The 14,897-nt window shown below is 58.1% G+C and carries 14 protein-coding genes; 13 read left to right on the top strand and 1 reads right to left on the bottom strand.

The genetic code is table 11. The annotated features are described in order from the left end of the window. The first annotated feature begins 6 nt into the window (after positions 1–6). The 11 genes from K2F33_RS33385 (at position 7) to fba (ending at position 11,649) form a co-directional block, all read left to right on the top strand. Complete coding sequence (locus K2F33_RS33385; RefSeq protein WP_244879341.1) at positions 7–921, top strand: ABC transporter permease; 915 nt, start codon at positions 7–9, stop codon at positions 919–921. 12 nt (positions 922–933) lie between these two features. Continuing rightward, positions 934–1,944: an ABC transporter ATP-binding protein gene (locus tag K2F33_RS33380; RefSeq protein WP_089545787.1), complete on the top strand. Its 1,011-nt coding sequence runs from the start codon at positions 934–936 to the stop codon at positions 1,942–1,944. Beyond that, on the top strand, positions 1,941–2,960 hold the full coding sequence (locus tag K2F33_RS33375; protein WP_089545788.1) for an ABC transporter ATP-binding protein: 1,020 nt from the start codon (positions 1,941–1,943) through the stop codon (positions 2,958–2,960). Before K2F33_RS33380 ends, K2F33_RS33375 begins: the two co-directional genes overlap by 4 nt. Beyond that, the gene (pepV, locus tag K2F33_RS33370; protein ID WP_089545789.1) at positions 2,957–4,390 is read left to right on the top strand and encodes a dipeptidase PepV; all 1,434 of its coding nucleotides are present in this window, start codon (positions 2,957–2,959) and stop codon (positions 4,388–4,390) included. Before K2F33_RS33375 ends, pepV begins: the two co-directional genes overlap by 4 nt. Positions 4,391–4,432: 42 nt before the next feature. Continuing rightward, on the top strand, positions 4,433–5,890 hold the full coding sequence (locus K2F33_RS33365; RefSeq protein ID WP_089545790.1) for a leucyl aminopeptidase family protein: 1,458 nt from the start codon (positions 4,433–4,435) through the stop codon (positions 5,888–5,890). Next, a complete protein-coding gene (locus tag K2F33_RS33360; RefSeq protein ID WP_089545791.1) occupies positions 5,887–6,591 on the top strand; it encodes a copper homeostasis protein CutC in 705 nt (234 codons plus the stop codon). Before K2F33_RS33365 ends, K2F33_RS33360 begins: the two co-directional genes overlap by 4 nt. Before the next feature lie 32 nt (positions 6,592–6,623). After that, on the top strand, positions 6,624–7,580 hold the full coding sequence (locus tag K2F33_RS33355) for an ROK family protein (RefSeq protein ID WP_373309524.1): 957 nt from the start codon (positions 6,624–6,626) through the stop codon (positions 7,578–7,580). 280 nt (positions 7,581–7,860) lie between these two features. Next, positions 7,861–8,922 (top strand): SIS domain-containing protein, encoded by a 1,062-nt coding sequence (locus tag K2F33_RS33350; protein WP_212982755.1) that lies wholly within the window; start codon positions 7,861–7,863, stop codon positions 8,920–8,922. A gap of 20 nt (positions 8,923–8,942) precedes the next feature. After that, the gene (locus tag K2F33_RS33345; RefSeq protein WP_076170516.1) at positions 8,943–9,728 is read left to right on the top strand and encodes a DeoR/GlpR family DNA-binding transcription regulator; all 786 of its coding nucleotides are present in this window, start codon (positions 8,943–8,945) and stop codon (positions 9,726–9,728) included. 30 nt (positions 9,729–9,758) lie between these two features. Next, positions 9,759–10,763 (top strand): ROK family protein, encoded by a 1,005-nt coding sequence (locus K2F33_RS33340; protein ID WP_263880670.1) that lies wholly within the window; start codon positions 9,759–9,761, stop codon positions 10,761–10,763. Positions 10,764–10,785: 22 nt separating this feature from the next. Further along, a complete protein-coding gene (fba, locus tag K2F33_RS33335; protein WP_076170514.1) occupies positions 10,786–11,649 on the top strand; it encodes a class II fructose-1,6-bisphosphate aldolase in 864 nt (287 codons plus the stop codon). Between the two features lie 87 nt (positions 11,650–11,736). Here fba and K2F33_RS33330 read toward each other — a convergent pair whose 3' ends face one another. Then, complete coding sequence (locus K2F33_RS33330; RefSeq protein ID WP_089545796.1) at positions 11,737–12,411, bottom strand: TetR/AcrR family transcriptional regulator; 675 nt, start codon at positions 12,409–12,411, stop codon at positions 11,737–11,739. Positions 12,412–12,697: 286 nt separating this feature from the next. On the opposite strand from K2F33_RS33330, the gene K2F33_RS33325 reads away from it, so the two are divergent. Continuing rightward, positions 12,698–13,450, top strand: coding sequence for an SDR family NAD(P)-dependent oxidoreductase (locus tag K2F33_RS33325; protein ID WP_076170512.1), 753 nt, complete (start codon positions 12,698–12,700; stop codon positions 13,448–13,450). Positions 13,451–13,606: 156 nt separating this feature from the next. Continuing rightward, entirely contained in the window at positions 13,607–14,773 is a 1,167-nt protein-coding gene (locus K2F33_RS33320; RefSeq protein WP_263880669.1) for a DUF4349 domain-containing protein, read from the top strand. Positions 14,774–14,897: the final 124 nt, after the last annotated feature.

Here is a 14,897-nt window from a genome sequence, read left to right as displayed (position 1 = left end):
ACGCAAATGGATAACGTGGATGCGCTGTTTAAGCCGGCCGCCGCAAAGCCGGACGAACGGGAGAAGATTTCGGGCAAATCCTTGACGGCTTTTCAGGACAGCTGGAGACGGCTGAGACAAAACAAAGCGGCGATCGTCAGCTTGGTCATCCTGGTCATCATGCTGCTGCTGGCGATCGTCGGTCCGTGGATCGGACATCACGACTATTACTCTACCGATTATAATGCCGTCTATCAAAAACCGAACGCCGATCATTGGTTCGGCACTGATAAATTCGGCCGGGATCAATGGGCCCGCGTATGGCAGGGAACGCGCGTATCGCTCCTGATCGCCGTGCTCGCCGCCGCGCTCGACCTCGTCATCGGGGTTGCCTACGGCGCCATTTCCGCCCTGTTTGGAGGAAGAGTCGATAACGTGATGCAGCGGATCGTCGAAATTTTGACCGGGATTCCGAGCCTGATCATTATTATTCTGCTGATGATGGTGATGAAGCCGGGGATTGTGACCATCATGGTCGCGATGTCCATTACGGGCTGGGTCAACATGGCCCGGCTGGTCCGGGCACACATTATGAAGCTGAAGTCGCAGGAATTCGTCCTGGCGGCCCGTACGCTGGGCACGCCCACCGGGCGCATCATTACAAAGCATTTGATTCCGAATACGATCGGCATCATCGTCATCAACACGATGTTCACGATTCCGTCGGCGATCTTTACCGAAGCGTTCCTGAGCTTTATCGGCCTTGGACTTCAGTCGCCGATGTCTTCGCTCGGGGTGCTGATCAACGACGGCTTCGCATCCTTGAATACGCAGGCATACCTGCTGCTATACCCTTCGATTGTCATCGTCCTCATCATGGTAACGTTCAATATTCTGGGTGACGGGCTGCGGGATGCGCTGGATCCGAGAATGCGGAAATAGGGGGAAGAGAGAATGGACAACTTGCTCGAAGTGCAGGATTTGCAGGTCAGCTTTTTCACATATGCGGGCGAAGTGCAGGCCGTGCGCGGCGTAGGCTTTTCCCTGGGCCGGGGCGAGACGCTGGCGATCGTGGGGGAATCCGGCTCCGGCAAATCGGTGACTTCCAAAAGCATCATGAGGCTGCTGGCGAAGTCCGCAAAAATTAAACACGGCTCGATCCGTTTTGAAGGCAAGGACATCGCGTCGCTGCCTGAAAAGCAGATGCAGGATATCCGGGGCCGGGACATCTCGATGATCTTTCAGGACCCGATGACGTCGCTAAACCCGACGATGACGATCGGCAAGCAGATCACCGAGGTGCTGAAGAAGCACCGCAAGCTCGGCGGTGCGGAAGCCAACCGGCGGGCGGTGGAGCTTCTGAACCAGGTTGGCATCCCGAATCCGGACAAGCGGCTGAAGCAGTATCCGCACCAGCTGTCCGGAGGCATGCGCCAGCGCGTGGTCATCGCGATTGCGCTGGCGTGCAACCCGAAGGTGCTGATCGCCGACGAGCCGACGACTGCGCTTGACGTGACGATCCAGGCGCAAATTCTGGAGCTGATGAAGAAGCTGCAGCAGGAGCTGGACACGTCCATCGTGCTGATCACGCACGATCTGGGCGTAGTCGCGAATATGGCGTCACGCGTAGCGGTCATGTACGCCGGTAAAATCGTGGAAACCGGTACGGTAGACGAGATCTTTTATGAAGGCAAGCATCCGTATACTTGGGGGCTGCTCGCTTCCATGCCGAAGCTGCATGAGAAATCGGAGGAGCTGACGGCTATTCCCGGCACGCCGCCGGACCTCAGCGACCCGCCCAAGGGATGCCCGTTTGCGGCACGCTGTCCTTACGCCATGGAAATTTGCCACGAATATATGCCAGAATATACAGAACACTCGGAGACGCACCGCGCGGCCTGCTGGCTGCAGGACAGCCGGGCGCCGAAAGTGCAGAGTCCGCTTGCGGGAGGTGATCGGCCATGAAGCATGAGAAGGGGACAAAACCGCTGGTCGAGGTCAAGCATTTGAAGAAGCATTTTGACGTGGGCCGCGGACAGATTCTGAAAGCGGTGGACGACGTCTCGTTCGACATTTATCCGGGGGAGACTTTCGGTCTTGTCGGCGAGTCCGGCTGCGGCAAGTCGACCCTGGGCCGCACGCTGATCCGTCTCTATGAAGCGACGGAGGGGACGGTCAGCTTTGACGGCGAGGCGGTGCACGGCCGTAAATCCAATGCCGAGCGGAAGAAGCTGAGCCGGAGCATCCAGATGATCTTCCAGGATCCGTATGCGTCGCTGAACCAGCGGATGACGGTGACCGACATCATCGCCGAAGGCATTGATGCCCACGGCATCGCCAAGAACCGCAAGGAGCGCCAGCAGATGGTCTACGACCTGCTGGAGACGGTCGGACTGAACCGCAGCCACGCTGAGCGGTTCCCGCACGAATTCTCTGGCGGCCAGCGCCAGCGGATCGGCATCGCCCGGGCGCTTGCGGTTCATCCGCGGTTCGTGATCGCCGATGAGCCGATTTCGGCGCTGGACGTTTCGATCCAGGCACAGGTCGTGAACCTGATGAAGAAGCTGCAGCAGGAGCTGGGATTAACGTATTTGTTCATCGCCCATGACCTGTCGATGGTGAAGCATATCAGCGACCGCATCGGGGTGATGTACCTCGGGGGCATGGTGGAGCTTACGAGCAGCGACGAGCTGTTTGAGAATCCGCTGCATCCATACACCAAAACGCTGCTTTCGGCGATTCCGATTCCTGATCCGAAGCTGGAGCGCGGCCGGGAACGAATGGTGCTGCAGGGAGACCTGCCAAGCCCGATCAACCCGCCGAGCGGATGCCGATTCCGGACGCGCTGCCCGTTTGCTACAGAGCTGTGCGCTGCGGAAACGCCGGTATGGCAGGAAGCGGAAAAAGGGCACTGGGTAGCCTGCCATCTGTATGATCCAAGTAAAAAGATGACTGTAAATAAGGAGGGAGCCGGCGCATGAGCTGGTACGAGATGGCCGAAGAGCGGGAAGAGGCCTTGATTGAAGATCTGTCCGGACTTCTGAGAATCGACAGTGTTTATGATCCGGACACCAGCGGCCCCGGGCAGCCGATGGGCCAAGGTGTTGCGGAGGCATTGCAATATATGCTGGACCTGTGCGCGGCCGAAGGCTTCCGGGTCCGGAACCTGGACGGATATGTTGGCTACGCCGAATTCGGCCCGGAATCGGCCGAGAACTATGTGGCCGTTCTGAGCCATCTGGATGTCGTTCCGGCATCCGGGAAGTGGACGACCCCTCCGTTCGAGCCGTCCGTCCGGGGCGGCAAAATTTTTGCGCGCGGCGCTGAGGACGATAAAGGCCCGGCAATGGCTGCGTTTTACGGACTCAAAATTGTCAAAGACATGGGGCTTCCGCTGAAGCACCGGATCCGCCTTATTTTTGGAACGGACGAGGAGCGGACAGGGAAGTGCATGCAGAAATATAACGAGCTGGAGCCGGCACCGGTTTGCGGATTTACGCCGGATGCCGATTTTCCGATCGTTCGGGCAGAGAAGGGGCAGATCAATACCCGGCTGCTCTTTAAGCCGATCGAGGAGAGCGATTCGTCCGGCTCCGAGTACCGGCTGCAGTTGTTCACGGCCGGCGAGGTGGCCAACAGCGTGCCTGAAGGGGCGCGCGCCGAGGTAGCGGGAGATGCAGGCAGCCTGGGTGCGATGCAGAAGGCTTATGAGGACTACTGCGCGTCGGAAGGGCTGAAGGGAAGCTTTGAGATCGATGCGGACGGGCAGACGGCGAGCCTGTCGCTAACCGGTAAGACGGCCCATGGCATGGAGCCGCAGCTCGGCATTAATGCGGGCCTCAAGCTGATCCATTTTCTGAAGGAGTTCTCGTTCCCTTCGGGTGCGGAGCATTATCTCCATACGGTCGATGCGCTGATGTATGGCGATATCCACGGGCGTGCCTTCGGCATTGCGATGGAAGACCAGATCACCGGACCGCTGACGGTCAACACAGGGCTGCTGCAGTATGATCCGGAAGGAGAATCGTATTTTCACATCAACCTGAGATATCCGGTTTGCGGCAATCAAGCGGATATTCTGGAGAACATCGCGGTCCGGGCCTCAGCCTGCGGCCTTGAGATCGAACCGCCGAGCTTGAAACATCCGCACTGTGTGCCGGACGATCATCCGATGATCGAAGCGCTGCAGCGGGTATACGAGGCGGAGACGGGGCAGCCGGCCGAGCTGCTGTCCACCGGCGGCGGAACTTATGCGGCGTATATCGCAAACGGCGTCGCTTTCGGCCCGGTATTTCCGGGCATGGCCAATTCGGCACATCAAAGGAATGAACATATCGACATCGACGCACTGATTCGCTCGACGGCAATCTATGCCCGGGCGATGCATGAGCTGGCCAATCTGAACCTATAATCTGCGGCTTAACCAAAATTCTTGTAAAGGAATGTACAGCTGATGGAATTGATATCAGGAACAGGGCAACCGGCGGATGTAACGATCTATCCGGTGTTTGAGGACAGCGAAGGCGAACCCGCCGGGCTCACCCTTCGCGAAGGGATGGGCGGCCGCGGCGCCGTCCATTGGTTTTACGGACGGCACGGGGAGCAGGATATTCTCGTCGTCGGTCTGGGCAGCCGGGACAAATTCGGCATGGAGGCGCTGCGGGAAGCCGCCGGCGGGGCGGGCCGCGAAATCCGCAAGGCGTCCTTGAGAACCGCGTCGATCGACGGTACGGCCCTCCGTGACATTTTCGGGGAAGGCGAATGGCCCGAGCAGGCGGCCGTCGCCTGGGCCGAAGGATGGCTTCTGGGCACATATGTGTTCGATAAATATACATCGCGCCACAAGAAGGGGCAGGTGGATTGGATTCGGATCGAGTCCGATGCCGAGCGCAGCTATGCGGAGGCGGCCTGGCTCGGACGTGCGCGGGCCGAAGCGGTCGCCTTGGCCCGGGACCTGTGCAACGAGGCCCCGAATGATCTTCATCCGGCCAGCTTCGTGCAGCGGATCAAGACGGTCTTCGCCGGCCGGAACGTGAAGCTTCACGTGTACCAGGGCGAGGAGCTGAAGCAGCGGCAGATGAACGGCCTGCTGGCTGTCGGCAGCGGAAGCAAGCATCCGCCGGCCATGGTGGAGATCGAATACTTCGGCGATTCTAACGCCCCGCATCTTGCGCTGATCGGCAAGGGGATCACGTTTGACATGGGCGGCATGAACCTGAAGGTCGCCCGGGATCTGAGCGACGCCCGCTTTGACATGGGCGGGGCCGCGGCTGTCATCGGCGCGATGGACCTGCTCACCCGGCTGGAAGTGAAGGCGAGAATCACGGCGCTCATTCCGATCGCGGAAAATGTGCCGGATGGGGACGCCATCCTGCCGTCGCATGTGATCCGCTATCCGAACGGATTGTCCGTGCAGGTGGTCAACACGGATGCCGAAGGACGGCTGATCCTGGCCGACGCCATCCTGCACGCCGCCCGGAACGGAGCCGAGCGGATCATCGATATTGCGACGCTGACCGGTGCGGTGGGACACGCACTGGGGCTGCGGGTGGCCGGCATCTGGGGCGACGCCGGGTTTGCCGAGCAGCTGATGCGGATCGGCAGCAAGAACGGCGACCCGATCTGGCGCCTGCCGCTCGTCGATGAGGACGAGGAGCTCCTGGGCAGCCCGTACGCCGACCTGGCCAACCTGGCCTCCAGCCCTTATGGGGGAGCCAATATGGCGGCCTTGTTCCTGCGGCGGTTTGTGCCCTCTAAGGCGCGCTGGTGCCATATCGACATGGCCAATACGTCCCAGGTCCCGGCGGACCGGGGGTATAAAGCTGCCGGGGCTACCGGTTACGGAGTCCGGCTGCTGGCCGATTTTGTGACGGAACAGGCCAATTCTGGAAATGGAGGCACTGCGGAGTGAAGCTGGAAGTGATCGCAACCAATTTGTACGACGCGCTCGTCGCCGAGAACGCGGGTGCGGACCGCCTGGAGCTGGTGACGGGCATTATGGAAGGCGGATTGACGCCGGGTCCGGGCATGATCCGCAAGGTCGTCGGCTTGATGAGCATTCCGGTCCATGTCATGGTCCGGCCGCACAGCCAGTCGTTCGTCTACGACCAATACGACTTGCTGACGATGCGTGAGGATATCGCTTTTATCAAAGAGTGCGGAGCGGCGGGAATCGTGCTTGGAACGCTAAAACCGGACCGCACGGTGGATACCGAAGCGCTGGAAATGCTGCTGAAGGAGGCCGACGGTCTGAACGTGACGTTTCACCGGGCCTTCGACGAAATCGACGATCAGCTCGGCGCGCTCCAGACGTTATCGGCATATCCGCAGATTAACCGGATTCTGACTTCCGGAGGGCCGCGGCCCGCGCCGGAGTCGACGGACCGCATCCAAGCACTGGTCGAGGCATCAGCCGGAACCGGCATCCGTATCTTGGCTGGATACGGTTTGACCGTACCTGGGTTATCGGAGTTCGTCCAGAAGACGGGCGTGACTGAGGTCCATTTCGGCTCGGCGCTGAGAGCGGAAGGGAATTACCTGCTGCCGCTCGATTCCGAGCGGGTGAAGGCGGCGGCGCAGACGGTGAAATCCATCGCAAAGTCAGCAGGGTAACAACAAAATACTCGATTACTGTGGTGAAATCATTGGACAAACAACCTAAGATGATCGTCGGGGTGGATCTCGGCGGAACGAAAATCGCAACAGGGCTTTTGGACGCCGGCGGACGGATGCTGGCCCGGAGCCAGAAGGCGACCGCAGGGCTGAAAAGCTCGGAAGAGGTCATTCAGGCGATCGTAGATACGATAACGGAAGTGAGTGGAGAACACGAAATCGCCGGTGTCGGCTTGGCCTCCCCGGGGGCGGTCGACACCCGCCGGGGAATCATCCGCAACGGGGTGAACCTGCCCGGATGGAACGGCATTTCGCTGCAGGCGGAGCTGGAGAAGCGGCTGCAGGTGCCGGCCAAGCTGATCAATGACGCGAACGCGGCGGCATGGGGAGAATACGTGTACGGTGCTGGACGCGGGGCACAGAGCATGGTTTACGTCACCCTGAGCACCGGCATCGGCTCGGGCCTGGTTCTTGACGGGAAGCTGTACCTGGGGACAAGCTCCTTCGCGGGCGAGCTCGGTCATACGGTGGTCGACCCGAACGGGGCGCTGTGCGGCTGCGGCCAGCGGGGCTGCTGGGAGACCTACGCTTCGGGGACGGCCATCGCCCGCCAGGCGTCCGAGGCGGCTGCGGCGGCTGCGGAAGGCATGACGCAGATGACCGTGCTGGCCGAAGCGGAAGGCGTGCCGCTGAGCGCCAAGCATGTGTTTCAAGCCGCGGCGATGAACGACAAGCTGGCCCAAGAGACGCTGGAGCAGGTTATACATTACACGGGCCTTGGACTCATGAACATCATTCACAGCTTCAATCCGGATTGCATCGTCATTGGCGGCGGCGTCAGCCGCGCCGGGGCTGCCTTCTTCGAGCCGCTCCGCGGGAAGACCGGGGAGCTGGTCATGGAGCCTTATCGGGGCACTTACGCCATCAAACCCGCTGAACTCAAAGACGATGTGGGCATTATCGGGGCTGCAGCCCTGTTTGTGGAATAGACGGCTGAAAAATTAGCCGCCATCTTATGCATTATGCGTGCATTTTAAAGAGGCAGCATTGATATGAGTTAAAAGGAAAGGGCAAATCCATACATGTTATGGATTTGCCCTTTTTTTGTTGGAGCTGCTGAGTTTTGAAGAGGGTGCGTCGATCCTAATCGGGAGCTTATTTTGCAATTTTATATCAATTTAATGATTGAATATTTCAATGTATTGCAATATAATGCCAATAGAAACAACCGCAATACTACCAATATGATGAGATCGGGGTGGATATTCATTGGCACAGACTCAAGGCGTACTGACGTATCCAGAGATCGGCGGACAATCCGATGCGCTGGCGGCTGCCTGGAAGCAGCTAGAGGCGCAGCAGGATTGGATCTCCCAGTTTATCGGCAATTCTTCGTTTGATGAAGTGATTTTTATCGGGTCGGGGACTTCCTATTATTTGGCGCAGACCGCCGCATCCACGTTCCGCAAATGGACGGGGCGCAGCGGTGCGGCCTATCCGTCATCCGAAATCTTTTTGTTCCGGGAGCAGGCGGTTCCGCCCGGAAAACGTGTGCTGCTCGTCGGGATTTCCCGTTCGGGAGAATCGACGGAGGTTATTCTCGCACTGGAATCGGTGAAGGATTTGCCGGATTGGACGATCTGCAGCATCACCTGCGATGAGGAAAGCACAATGGCGAAGCTCGCTCCATACTTACTGTCACCGCTCGGCAAGGAGAAAAGCACCGTCATGACGAAGTCTTTTAGCAGCATGACTTTTATGCTCCAAGCGGCGATGGCTCGCGCTGCCGGCAAGACGGAGCAGCTGAAGGAGCTTCAGGAAGCTGTGGAGCTCAGCGCAGGTGTGGTAGCCAAGGCGGACGAAGCCGCCAAGGAACTGATTTCCGGACATCCGGAGCTGAACAAATTCATATATTTGGGCATGGGATCCTATTACGGGCTGGCGCAGGAAGCCTGCCTGAAGATTAAGGAAATGTCCTGCGTCTGGACGGAAAGCTTCGGCACGATGGAATTCCGGCACGGACCGAAATCGGTCGTCGAGCCGGGAACGATGGTCTGCCTGCTGCTGTCGGAAACCGCAAGGGACTATGAGATCAAGGTAGCCCAGGAGATGAAAGAATACGGCGCGCATGTTGTTATCATTACCGCGGACAAGGGCGGAGACACCGGCTTTGCCGATCTCGTGTTCGAGACCGGTGGCCGGGCGCTGTCCGATGAGGCGAGAGCGGTGCTGTACATGCCGCTGGTTCAATATATCGGGTATTACACCGCACTGCGGGAGGGGAGAAATCCGGACAGCCCGCGGAATTTGACCCAGGTGGTCAAAATTTAAACCATAAGGAGAGAATCGCTTTGAGTGAACGAAATGGATCGAAAGAAGAACGCCGGGAACAGATATTGGACTACATCCTGCAGCACGGCTCTATTTCCCTTCAGGAGGTGACGGCCCGCTTCAAATGCTCTGAGGCTACGGCACGCCGGGATCTGGAAGCGCTTGAGAAATCGGGACGGGTCATCCGCACGATGGGCGGAGGCGCCAAATCCGCGGGTATCACCGCCGGAAGGGAAATTCCATTTCACGAGAAGCAGAACAAGCTGTACCAGGAAAAGGAAAAAATCGCCGCCATGGCGGCTTCCCTCGTGCAAGAGGGGGATGTGGTCGGCCTGACGGGCGGGACCACGACGTATCTCATTGCGAGGGCACTCAAGAACCGCCGCAATATTACGGTGGTGACCAATGCTGTCAATATTGCGATGGAGCTGTCGGAGAACGAAGACCTTCAGGTCGTGCTGACCGGCGGCATGCTGCGCAGCAAAAACTTCGAGCTGTGCGGACCGCTTGCCGAGCGGACGCTGGAGGCGATCAACATTCACACGATGTTTATGGGGATCGACGGTTTTTCGGCGGAACAGGGGGCCAGCACTTATTCCGAGCTTGAAGCGAATACGGCGATGATCATGATGAAGCGCACCAACCGCACCATCGCCGTATTTGACCATACGAAGAACGGCCGCAATTCCCTGTTCCAGGTGGCGCCCGTGGCGGCCCTGCACGGAATCATTACGGATGCGGATCCCGGGGAGGAGCTCCGCAGCCGGTTGAAAGAATCCGGGGTGCAGGTGCATGTCGCGCAATAACATTCTGTGAAATAAGGGCAGGTGCTCAGCATGGAAGTGTTTGCGGGAGTCGATGTCGGTGGAACGAATATCGTATGCGGTCTGGTATCTTCCGCCGGACAAGTGGTTCATAAGCTGAAGCGGCCGACGGAAGCCGGACGCGGTCCGGATGCGGTACTGGAGAGAATCGCCGCAATGATCGAGGAAGCGGTCGCCTCGTACCGCGGGGAAGACGGACAGCCTGTAACGCTCGCGGCAGCGGGAATCGGACTGCCGGGGCTGGTCGATCCCGAGGAAGGCATCGCCAAGTTTGCCGGCAACCTCGGCTGGCGTGACCTTCCGGCCGCCAGCCGTCTGAAGGCCAGGCTGCAGCTGCCGGTATTTATCGATAACGATGTCAGAACGTATGTGTTTGGCGAGGCGCTGTATGGAGCCGGTGCAGGCACCGGCCACGTCATCGGCGTGACGATCGGCACAGGAATCGCCTCGGCCATGGTGAATGAGGGGAGCCTGTTCTACGGCTTCCGCCATATGTCCGGGGAGCTGGGGCATATCGTCATGGAGGGGCTCAGCGATCCGTGTCCATGCGGCTTGACGGGCTGCCTGGAGACTTACGCCTCCGCCTCCGGTATGGTGCGGCAGGCCCGGAAAGCGATAGAGTCCGGTGAGCCGACGGTGCTCCGCAGCTGGTTTCCGGGCGAACGCCTCGCGGAGCTGACGGCGGCGGATTTGTCGCGGGCGTACGATCAGGGTGATACGCTGGCCGTTTCCATTCTGGAGCGGGCGGGTTCGCTGCTCGGCCGGGCACTGTCCTACGCCGTTTCGCTGAACAGCCCGGAGATGATCATTATCGGTGGCGGCGGGGCGCTGGCGGGGGACCGCATTTTGAAGCCGCTGGAGCAGGAGCTGATGAGCCGGATCCTGCCTGATTACCGCGATCGGCTCAAGATCGTTCCTGCCATGCATAACGACGATGCGGGCGTGACCGGGAGCGCCATGTACGCAAAGCATAAATATACCGCATTGAGCGGATCAATACAGGACAGCAAGGCATAACAAACGGGAAGGGGAAAACACCATGTCACTCGTTTCGTCTACGTCTTTACTGCAAGAAGCAAGGGCCAAACATTACGCCATTGGGGCCTTTAACGTGCATACACTGGAAATGCTGCAGGCTGTGGTCGAGGCGGCCGAAGAAGCACAGTCGCCGCTCATTATTCAGTCTACGGTGGGGACCGTCAAGCATCTGGGGGCCGATTATATCGCTGCTGCCGCCCGGGTGGCTGCGGACCGGGCCAGCGTGCCCATCGCACTTCATTTGGATCATTGCAACGAATTTTCCGTCATTATCAGCTGTATCCGGGCGGGTTATACGTCCGTCATGATCGATGCGTCTCATTCCCCATTTGAGGAAAATGTGGCCATGACCCAGAAGGTGGTCGAAGCCGCCAACGCCGTTGGCATCAACGTGGAGGCGGAGCTCGGCAAGGTCGGCGGCGTCGAGGACGACATCGTCGTCGACGAACGCGATGCCTTGCTCGCCGATCCGAAAGAATGCGCCGAATTCGTGGAGCGCACCGGCGTGCATACGCTTGCCCCTGCGATCGGCACCGCCCACGGCATCTACAAAGGGACGCCGAATATTGATTTCGACCGGATCGGACGCATCGCCGAAGCCGTTGATGTTCCGCTCGTCCTGCATGGAGGCTCCGGCATTCCGGAGGAGCAGGTGAAGCGGGCGGTCAGTCTCGGCATGGCCAAGATGAATGTGGCTACCGAACTGCGCATCCTGTTCTCCGACGCCATCAAGCATGTCTTTGCCGAGAACCCGGATGAGAACGACCCGCGGAAATACATGGTTCCTGCCAAGAAGGCGCTGAAAGCAGCCGTCATTGAGAAAATGCAGCTGTGCGGCTGCGCCGGCCGGGCGGGGGACTTTTAAACGCCAAAGCCATTCACAAAATAAATGAAACAAGCCTGCTTAGGGCCCGGGGAGCCGGGAAAGCAGGCTTTTTAAATTCATGGGATGTTATAAATCTGAAGCGGCGGATTCCGGGTTCCGCAAATAGTCGAGAAACATCCGTTTCAGCAGGTCCAGCTGGACGTCCGCGCTGACGATGGACTCGAACATCACGATGCTGCGCTGCAGTGACAGCTTTTTCGAAAATATGCCGAATGCATTGACCACGGTCGACAGGGTTTCCTCTATGGGGAGATCGGAGCGGACTGAACCGTCCTGGGTGCAGCTGTCAATGATTTCGGCGAACGCATCGGATACCTTGCGGTGGACGTCGTTGTACTGCTGGATATCCTCCAGCGGCTCGGCCTGCTGGGCGGCATAGCTCTCAAACGCCTCAAGGTACCGGCTCCTGCTGCTCAATTCCGGCAGTTGGAGATTCAGGAAATGATCCAGCAGCGCTTCAAGCTTCTCGATGCCTGTCACCGGTGTGGCGGCAATTGCCCGGAACGCCTCTTCCTCCAGACTGATCAAATGCGTGGCGACCGCCACGATCAGCTTGTCCTTCTTGGGAAAATACCGGAACACCGTGGCGATCCCCACATTATCTTCCGCGGCGATATCCCGCATCGTCGCTTTGTCGATCCCTTTGCGGTTAAAAACCCGCTCCGCTGCCTCGATAATGCTGCTCTCTCTCGCTTTTTTACCTTCCAGCCGTTCCTGTTCCCATCTAGTCTTCGGATCCATAATTGTGAGTCAACTCGCCTTCCGGGTGAAAAGATAAAATCGTAAAAAATGCTATCAAAACCACCCGGAGAAGTCAACGTTGTCTAGGTGCAGGGTACCAGGAAAACAAAGGGATGTCCTTTGGAAAGATTGAAGGGAAAAACAAACGGTGATATAATTGGTTTTGTCATGATAGTGATGCTATCACGACCTTTGTTTTTGCAAGGTCATGCACGCCCAATATGGGCTGAATGTTGCCTCGTTCGTAATCATCTTGGAGCAAATAGGGGAAGGGAGTCTTAACAATATGGGCAGAGTACAGGGGAAAGTAGCGATCGTCACCGGCGCAGCCGGAGGCATGGGCAAGGCGGACGCCGTTCTGTTGGCGCAGGAAGGCGCCAAGGTGGTCGTCACCGACATTCAGGAGGACAAAATCCAGGCTGTTGTGGATGAGATCAAACAGCAGGGCGGAGAGGCTATTGGCTTCCGTCATAACGTTACCTCCGAGGAGGAGTGGCAGCATATCGTGGACGAAACGGTCAAAGCGTTCGGCACAATCGACGTTCTCGTCAATAATGCCGGCATCTCACTGGCCAAATCGCTCGTAGACACGTCCATGCAGGATTGGGACAAGGTCATGTCCATCAACCTGACAGGCAGCTTTCTCGGTTTGAAATACGTGGTACCGGTGATGCAGCGCGGTGGCGGAGGCTCCATCATCAACATTTCTTCGATTGCCGGTCTCACGGGGAGCAACGGAGCAGGGCCTTACACCGCAAGCAAGGGCGCTGTCCGGATGCTGACGAAGGCGGTGGCTGTGGATTACGGCAAGGACAATATCCGTTGTAATTCGATCCATCCGGGTTACATTGAAACACCGATGACCGAAGGATTGTTTGCCAACGACCAGATGACGGGCTGGTTCCGCTCCAAAACGCCGCTGCCTCGCTTGGGCAAACCGGAGAACATTGCGGCCGGCGTGCTGTTCCTGGCATCCGACGAATCCTCTTTTATTACCGGAGCCGAGCTGGCCATCGACGGCGGCGTATCCGCGACCTGATTTTTATTCGGCAATCCATACGCTTGGATGAAGCATAAATAGCCTTCCGGGGTATACCCGAGGGCTTTTTTCTTTTTTTGCCCGCAACCTTCGGAGTCCTCTTGACGTTAGATAGGAAAATATAAAATATTTTCCATTTCTGAGGAGGAATGAAGTATGCGCACTTGGGGGTCATGGCTTGCCGCATTCATGTTAGTCATTCTGTTGGTAACCGGCTGCTCGTCCGGGAGTTCAAAGGACAGCGCCAGCAGCGCCGGCGGAACCGTCGAAAGCTCCGCGGCTTCAGACCATGCGGCGAACACCGCAGCGGTTCAGGACCAAAAATCCACGGCAGCATCGACATCTGTGCAGACATCGGCGGATTCGGCCGACCCGAAGCAGGCCGATACGGTAAAGGCTTTGGAGGCGGACACTGCGCCGGAAGCCGGGTTCACCGCCCATGACCTGGCCGGCGGGTTAAACAAGAAGCTCATCTATAAGGCAAATTTGGTAATGGAGATTCAGGACTATGCCAAGGCACAGACCGAAGTCAGAAATATGGTAACGCTGTCGGGCGGCTATATCGTCAATTTTTCCGAAACGGATTCAGCCAGCGAGCGGGGCGGTACCTTTATCCTCAAGGTTCCTGCATCGGGCTTCTCGTCCTTTTTGAATCGGCTCGAGCAGATCAAGCACGATTCCCTTCAGCGAAGTATTGAGGGCCAGGACGTGTCCGAGGAATACGTGGATTTGCAGGCGAGATTGAAGGCTAAGCAGGTGATGGAGGAGCAGTATATCGCTTTTATGAAAAAGGCGACAAAGACTAGCGACCTCGTGGCGTTTGCCAAAGAGCTGGAGAGGGTTCAGGAAGAAATCGAGCAGATCAAGGGCCGCATGCGCTATATCGATCAGAATGTGTCTTATTCCACGGTGGAGCTGCGCATTTACCAGCCGGAGAAAACGCTGCCCAAAGCCGAGCCTGATCGCCAGCAGGCCCCCCTTGGCCAGCGTGCGGGCGATGCGCTGCAGGGAAGCATGGACGTGCTGACGCAGATTGTCCAGTGGATCATCGTCATCCTGTCGGGAGCCGTTCCTGTTCTGATTCTTGCTGCGATCGTGCTTCTGATCGTCTGGATCGTCCGCAAAGGCCGGAAGCAGCAGCGGGCTGAAGCCGCCGCGCGGAGGAAGACATGGAAAGAGGAGCGCCATAGACCTGCCGGTCCTACAGACGGTCCTATAGAACAGCAGCAGGAAGAATCGGATCCTACACGGGCGGAACGAATCGAGCAAGCTCCCAAGCAACCCGATCCCGACTCTGACCCCGATGCTGACCCCCATAAATAAGGCCATCCCATGGATGGAAGAAAAGAGCCGGACGCACCTGATTGCGCCCGGTATCTTTTTGGGTATATACCTCTTAATAATGACGCAAGATGAAATCAATTGATTTAACGTATGCGTTGCACTA

It is taken from the genome of Paenibacillus sp. PSB04, assembly GCF_025809195.1.
GTDB lineage: Bacteria > Bacillota > Bacilli > Paenibacillales > Paenibacillaceae > Paenibacillus_AQ > Paenibacillus_AQ favisporus.
This window is presented reverse-complemented; position numbering and strand designations above follow the sequence as displayed.

Bases quoted from the DNA above. Each gene is read 5' to 3' on its own strand.
- K2F33_RS33385 (WP_244879341.1), top strand. From the start codon at position 7: ATGGATAACGTGGATGCGCTGTTTAAGCCGGCCGCCGCAAAGCCGGAC.
- K2F33_RS33380 (WP_089545787.1), top strand. From the start codon at position 934: ATGGACAACTTGCTCGAAGTGCAGGATTTGCAGGTCAGCTTTTTCACA.
- K2F33_RS33375 (WP_089545788.1), top strand. From the start codon at position 1,941: ATGAAGCATGAGAAGGGGACAAAACCGCTGGTCGAGGTCAAGCATTTG.
- pepV (WP_089545789.1), top strand. From the start codon at position 2,957: ATGAGCTGGTACGAGATGGCCGAAGAGCGGGAAGAGGCCTTGATTGAA.
- K2F33_RS33365 (WP_089545790.1), top strand. From the start codon at position 4,433: ATGGAATTGATATCAGGAACAGGGCAACCGGCGGATGTAACGATCTAT.
- K2F33_RS33340 (WP_263880670.1), top strand. From the start codon at position 9,759: ATGGAAGTGTTTGCGGGAGTCGATGTCGGTGGAACGAATATCGTATGC.
- fba (WP_076170514.1), top strand. From the start codon at position 10,786: ATGTCACTCGTTTCGTCTACGTCTTTACTGCAAGAAGCAAGGGCCAAA.
- K2F33_RS33330 (WP_089545796.1), bottom strand. From the start codon at position 12,411: ATGGATCCGAAGACTAGATGGGAACAGGAACGGCTGGAAGGTAAAAAA.
- K2F33_RS33325 (WP_076170512.1), top strand. From the start codon at position 12,698: ATGGGCAGAGTACAGGGGAAAGTAGCGATCGTCACCGGCGCAGCCGGA.
- K2F33_RS33320 (WP_263880669.1), top strand. From the start codon at position 13,607: ATGCGCACTTGGGGGTCATGGCTTGCCGCATTCATGTTAGTCATTCTG.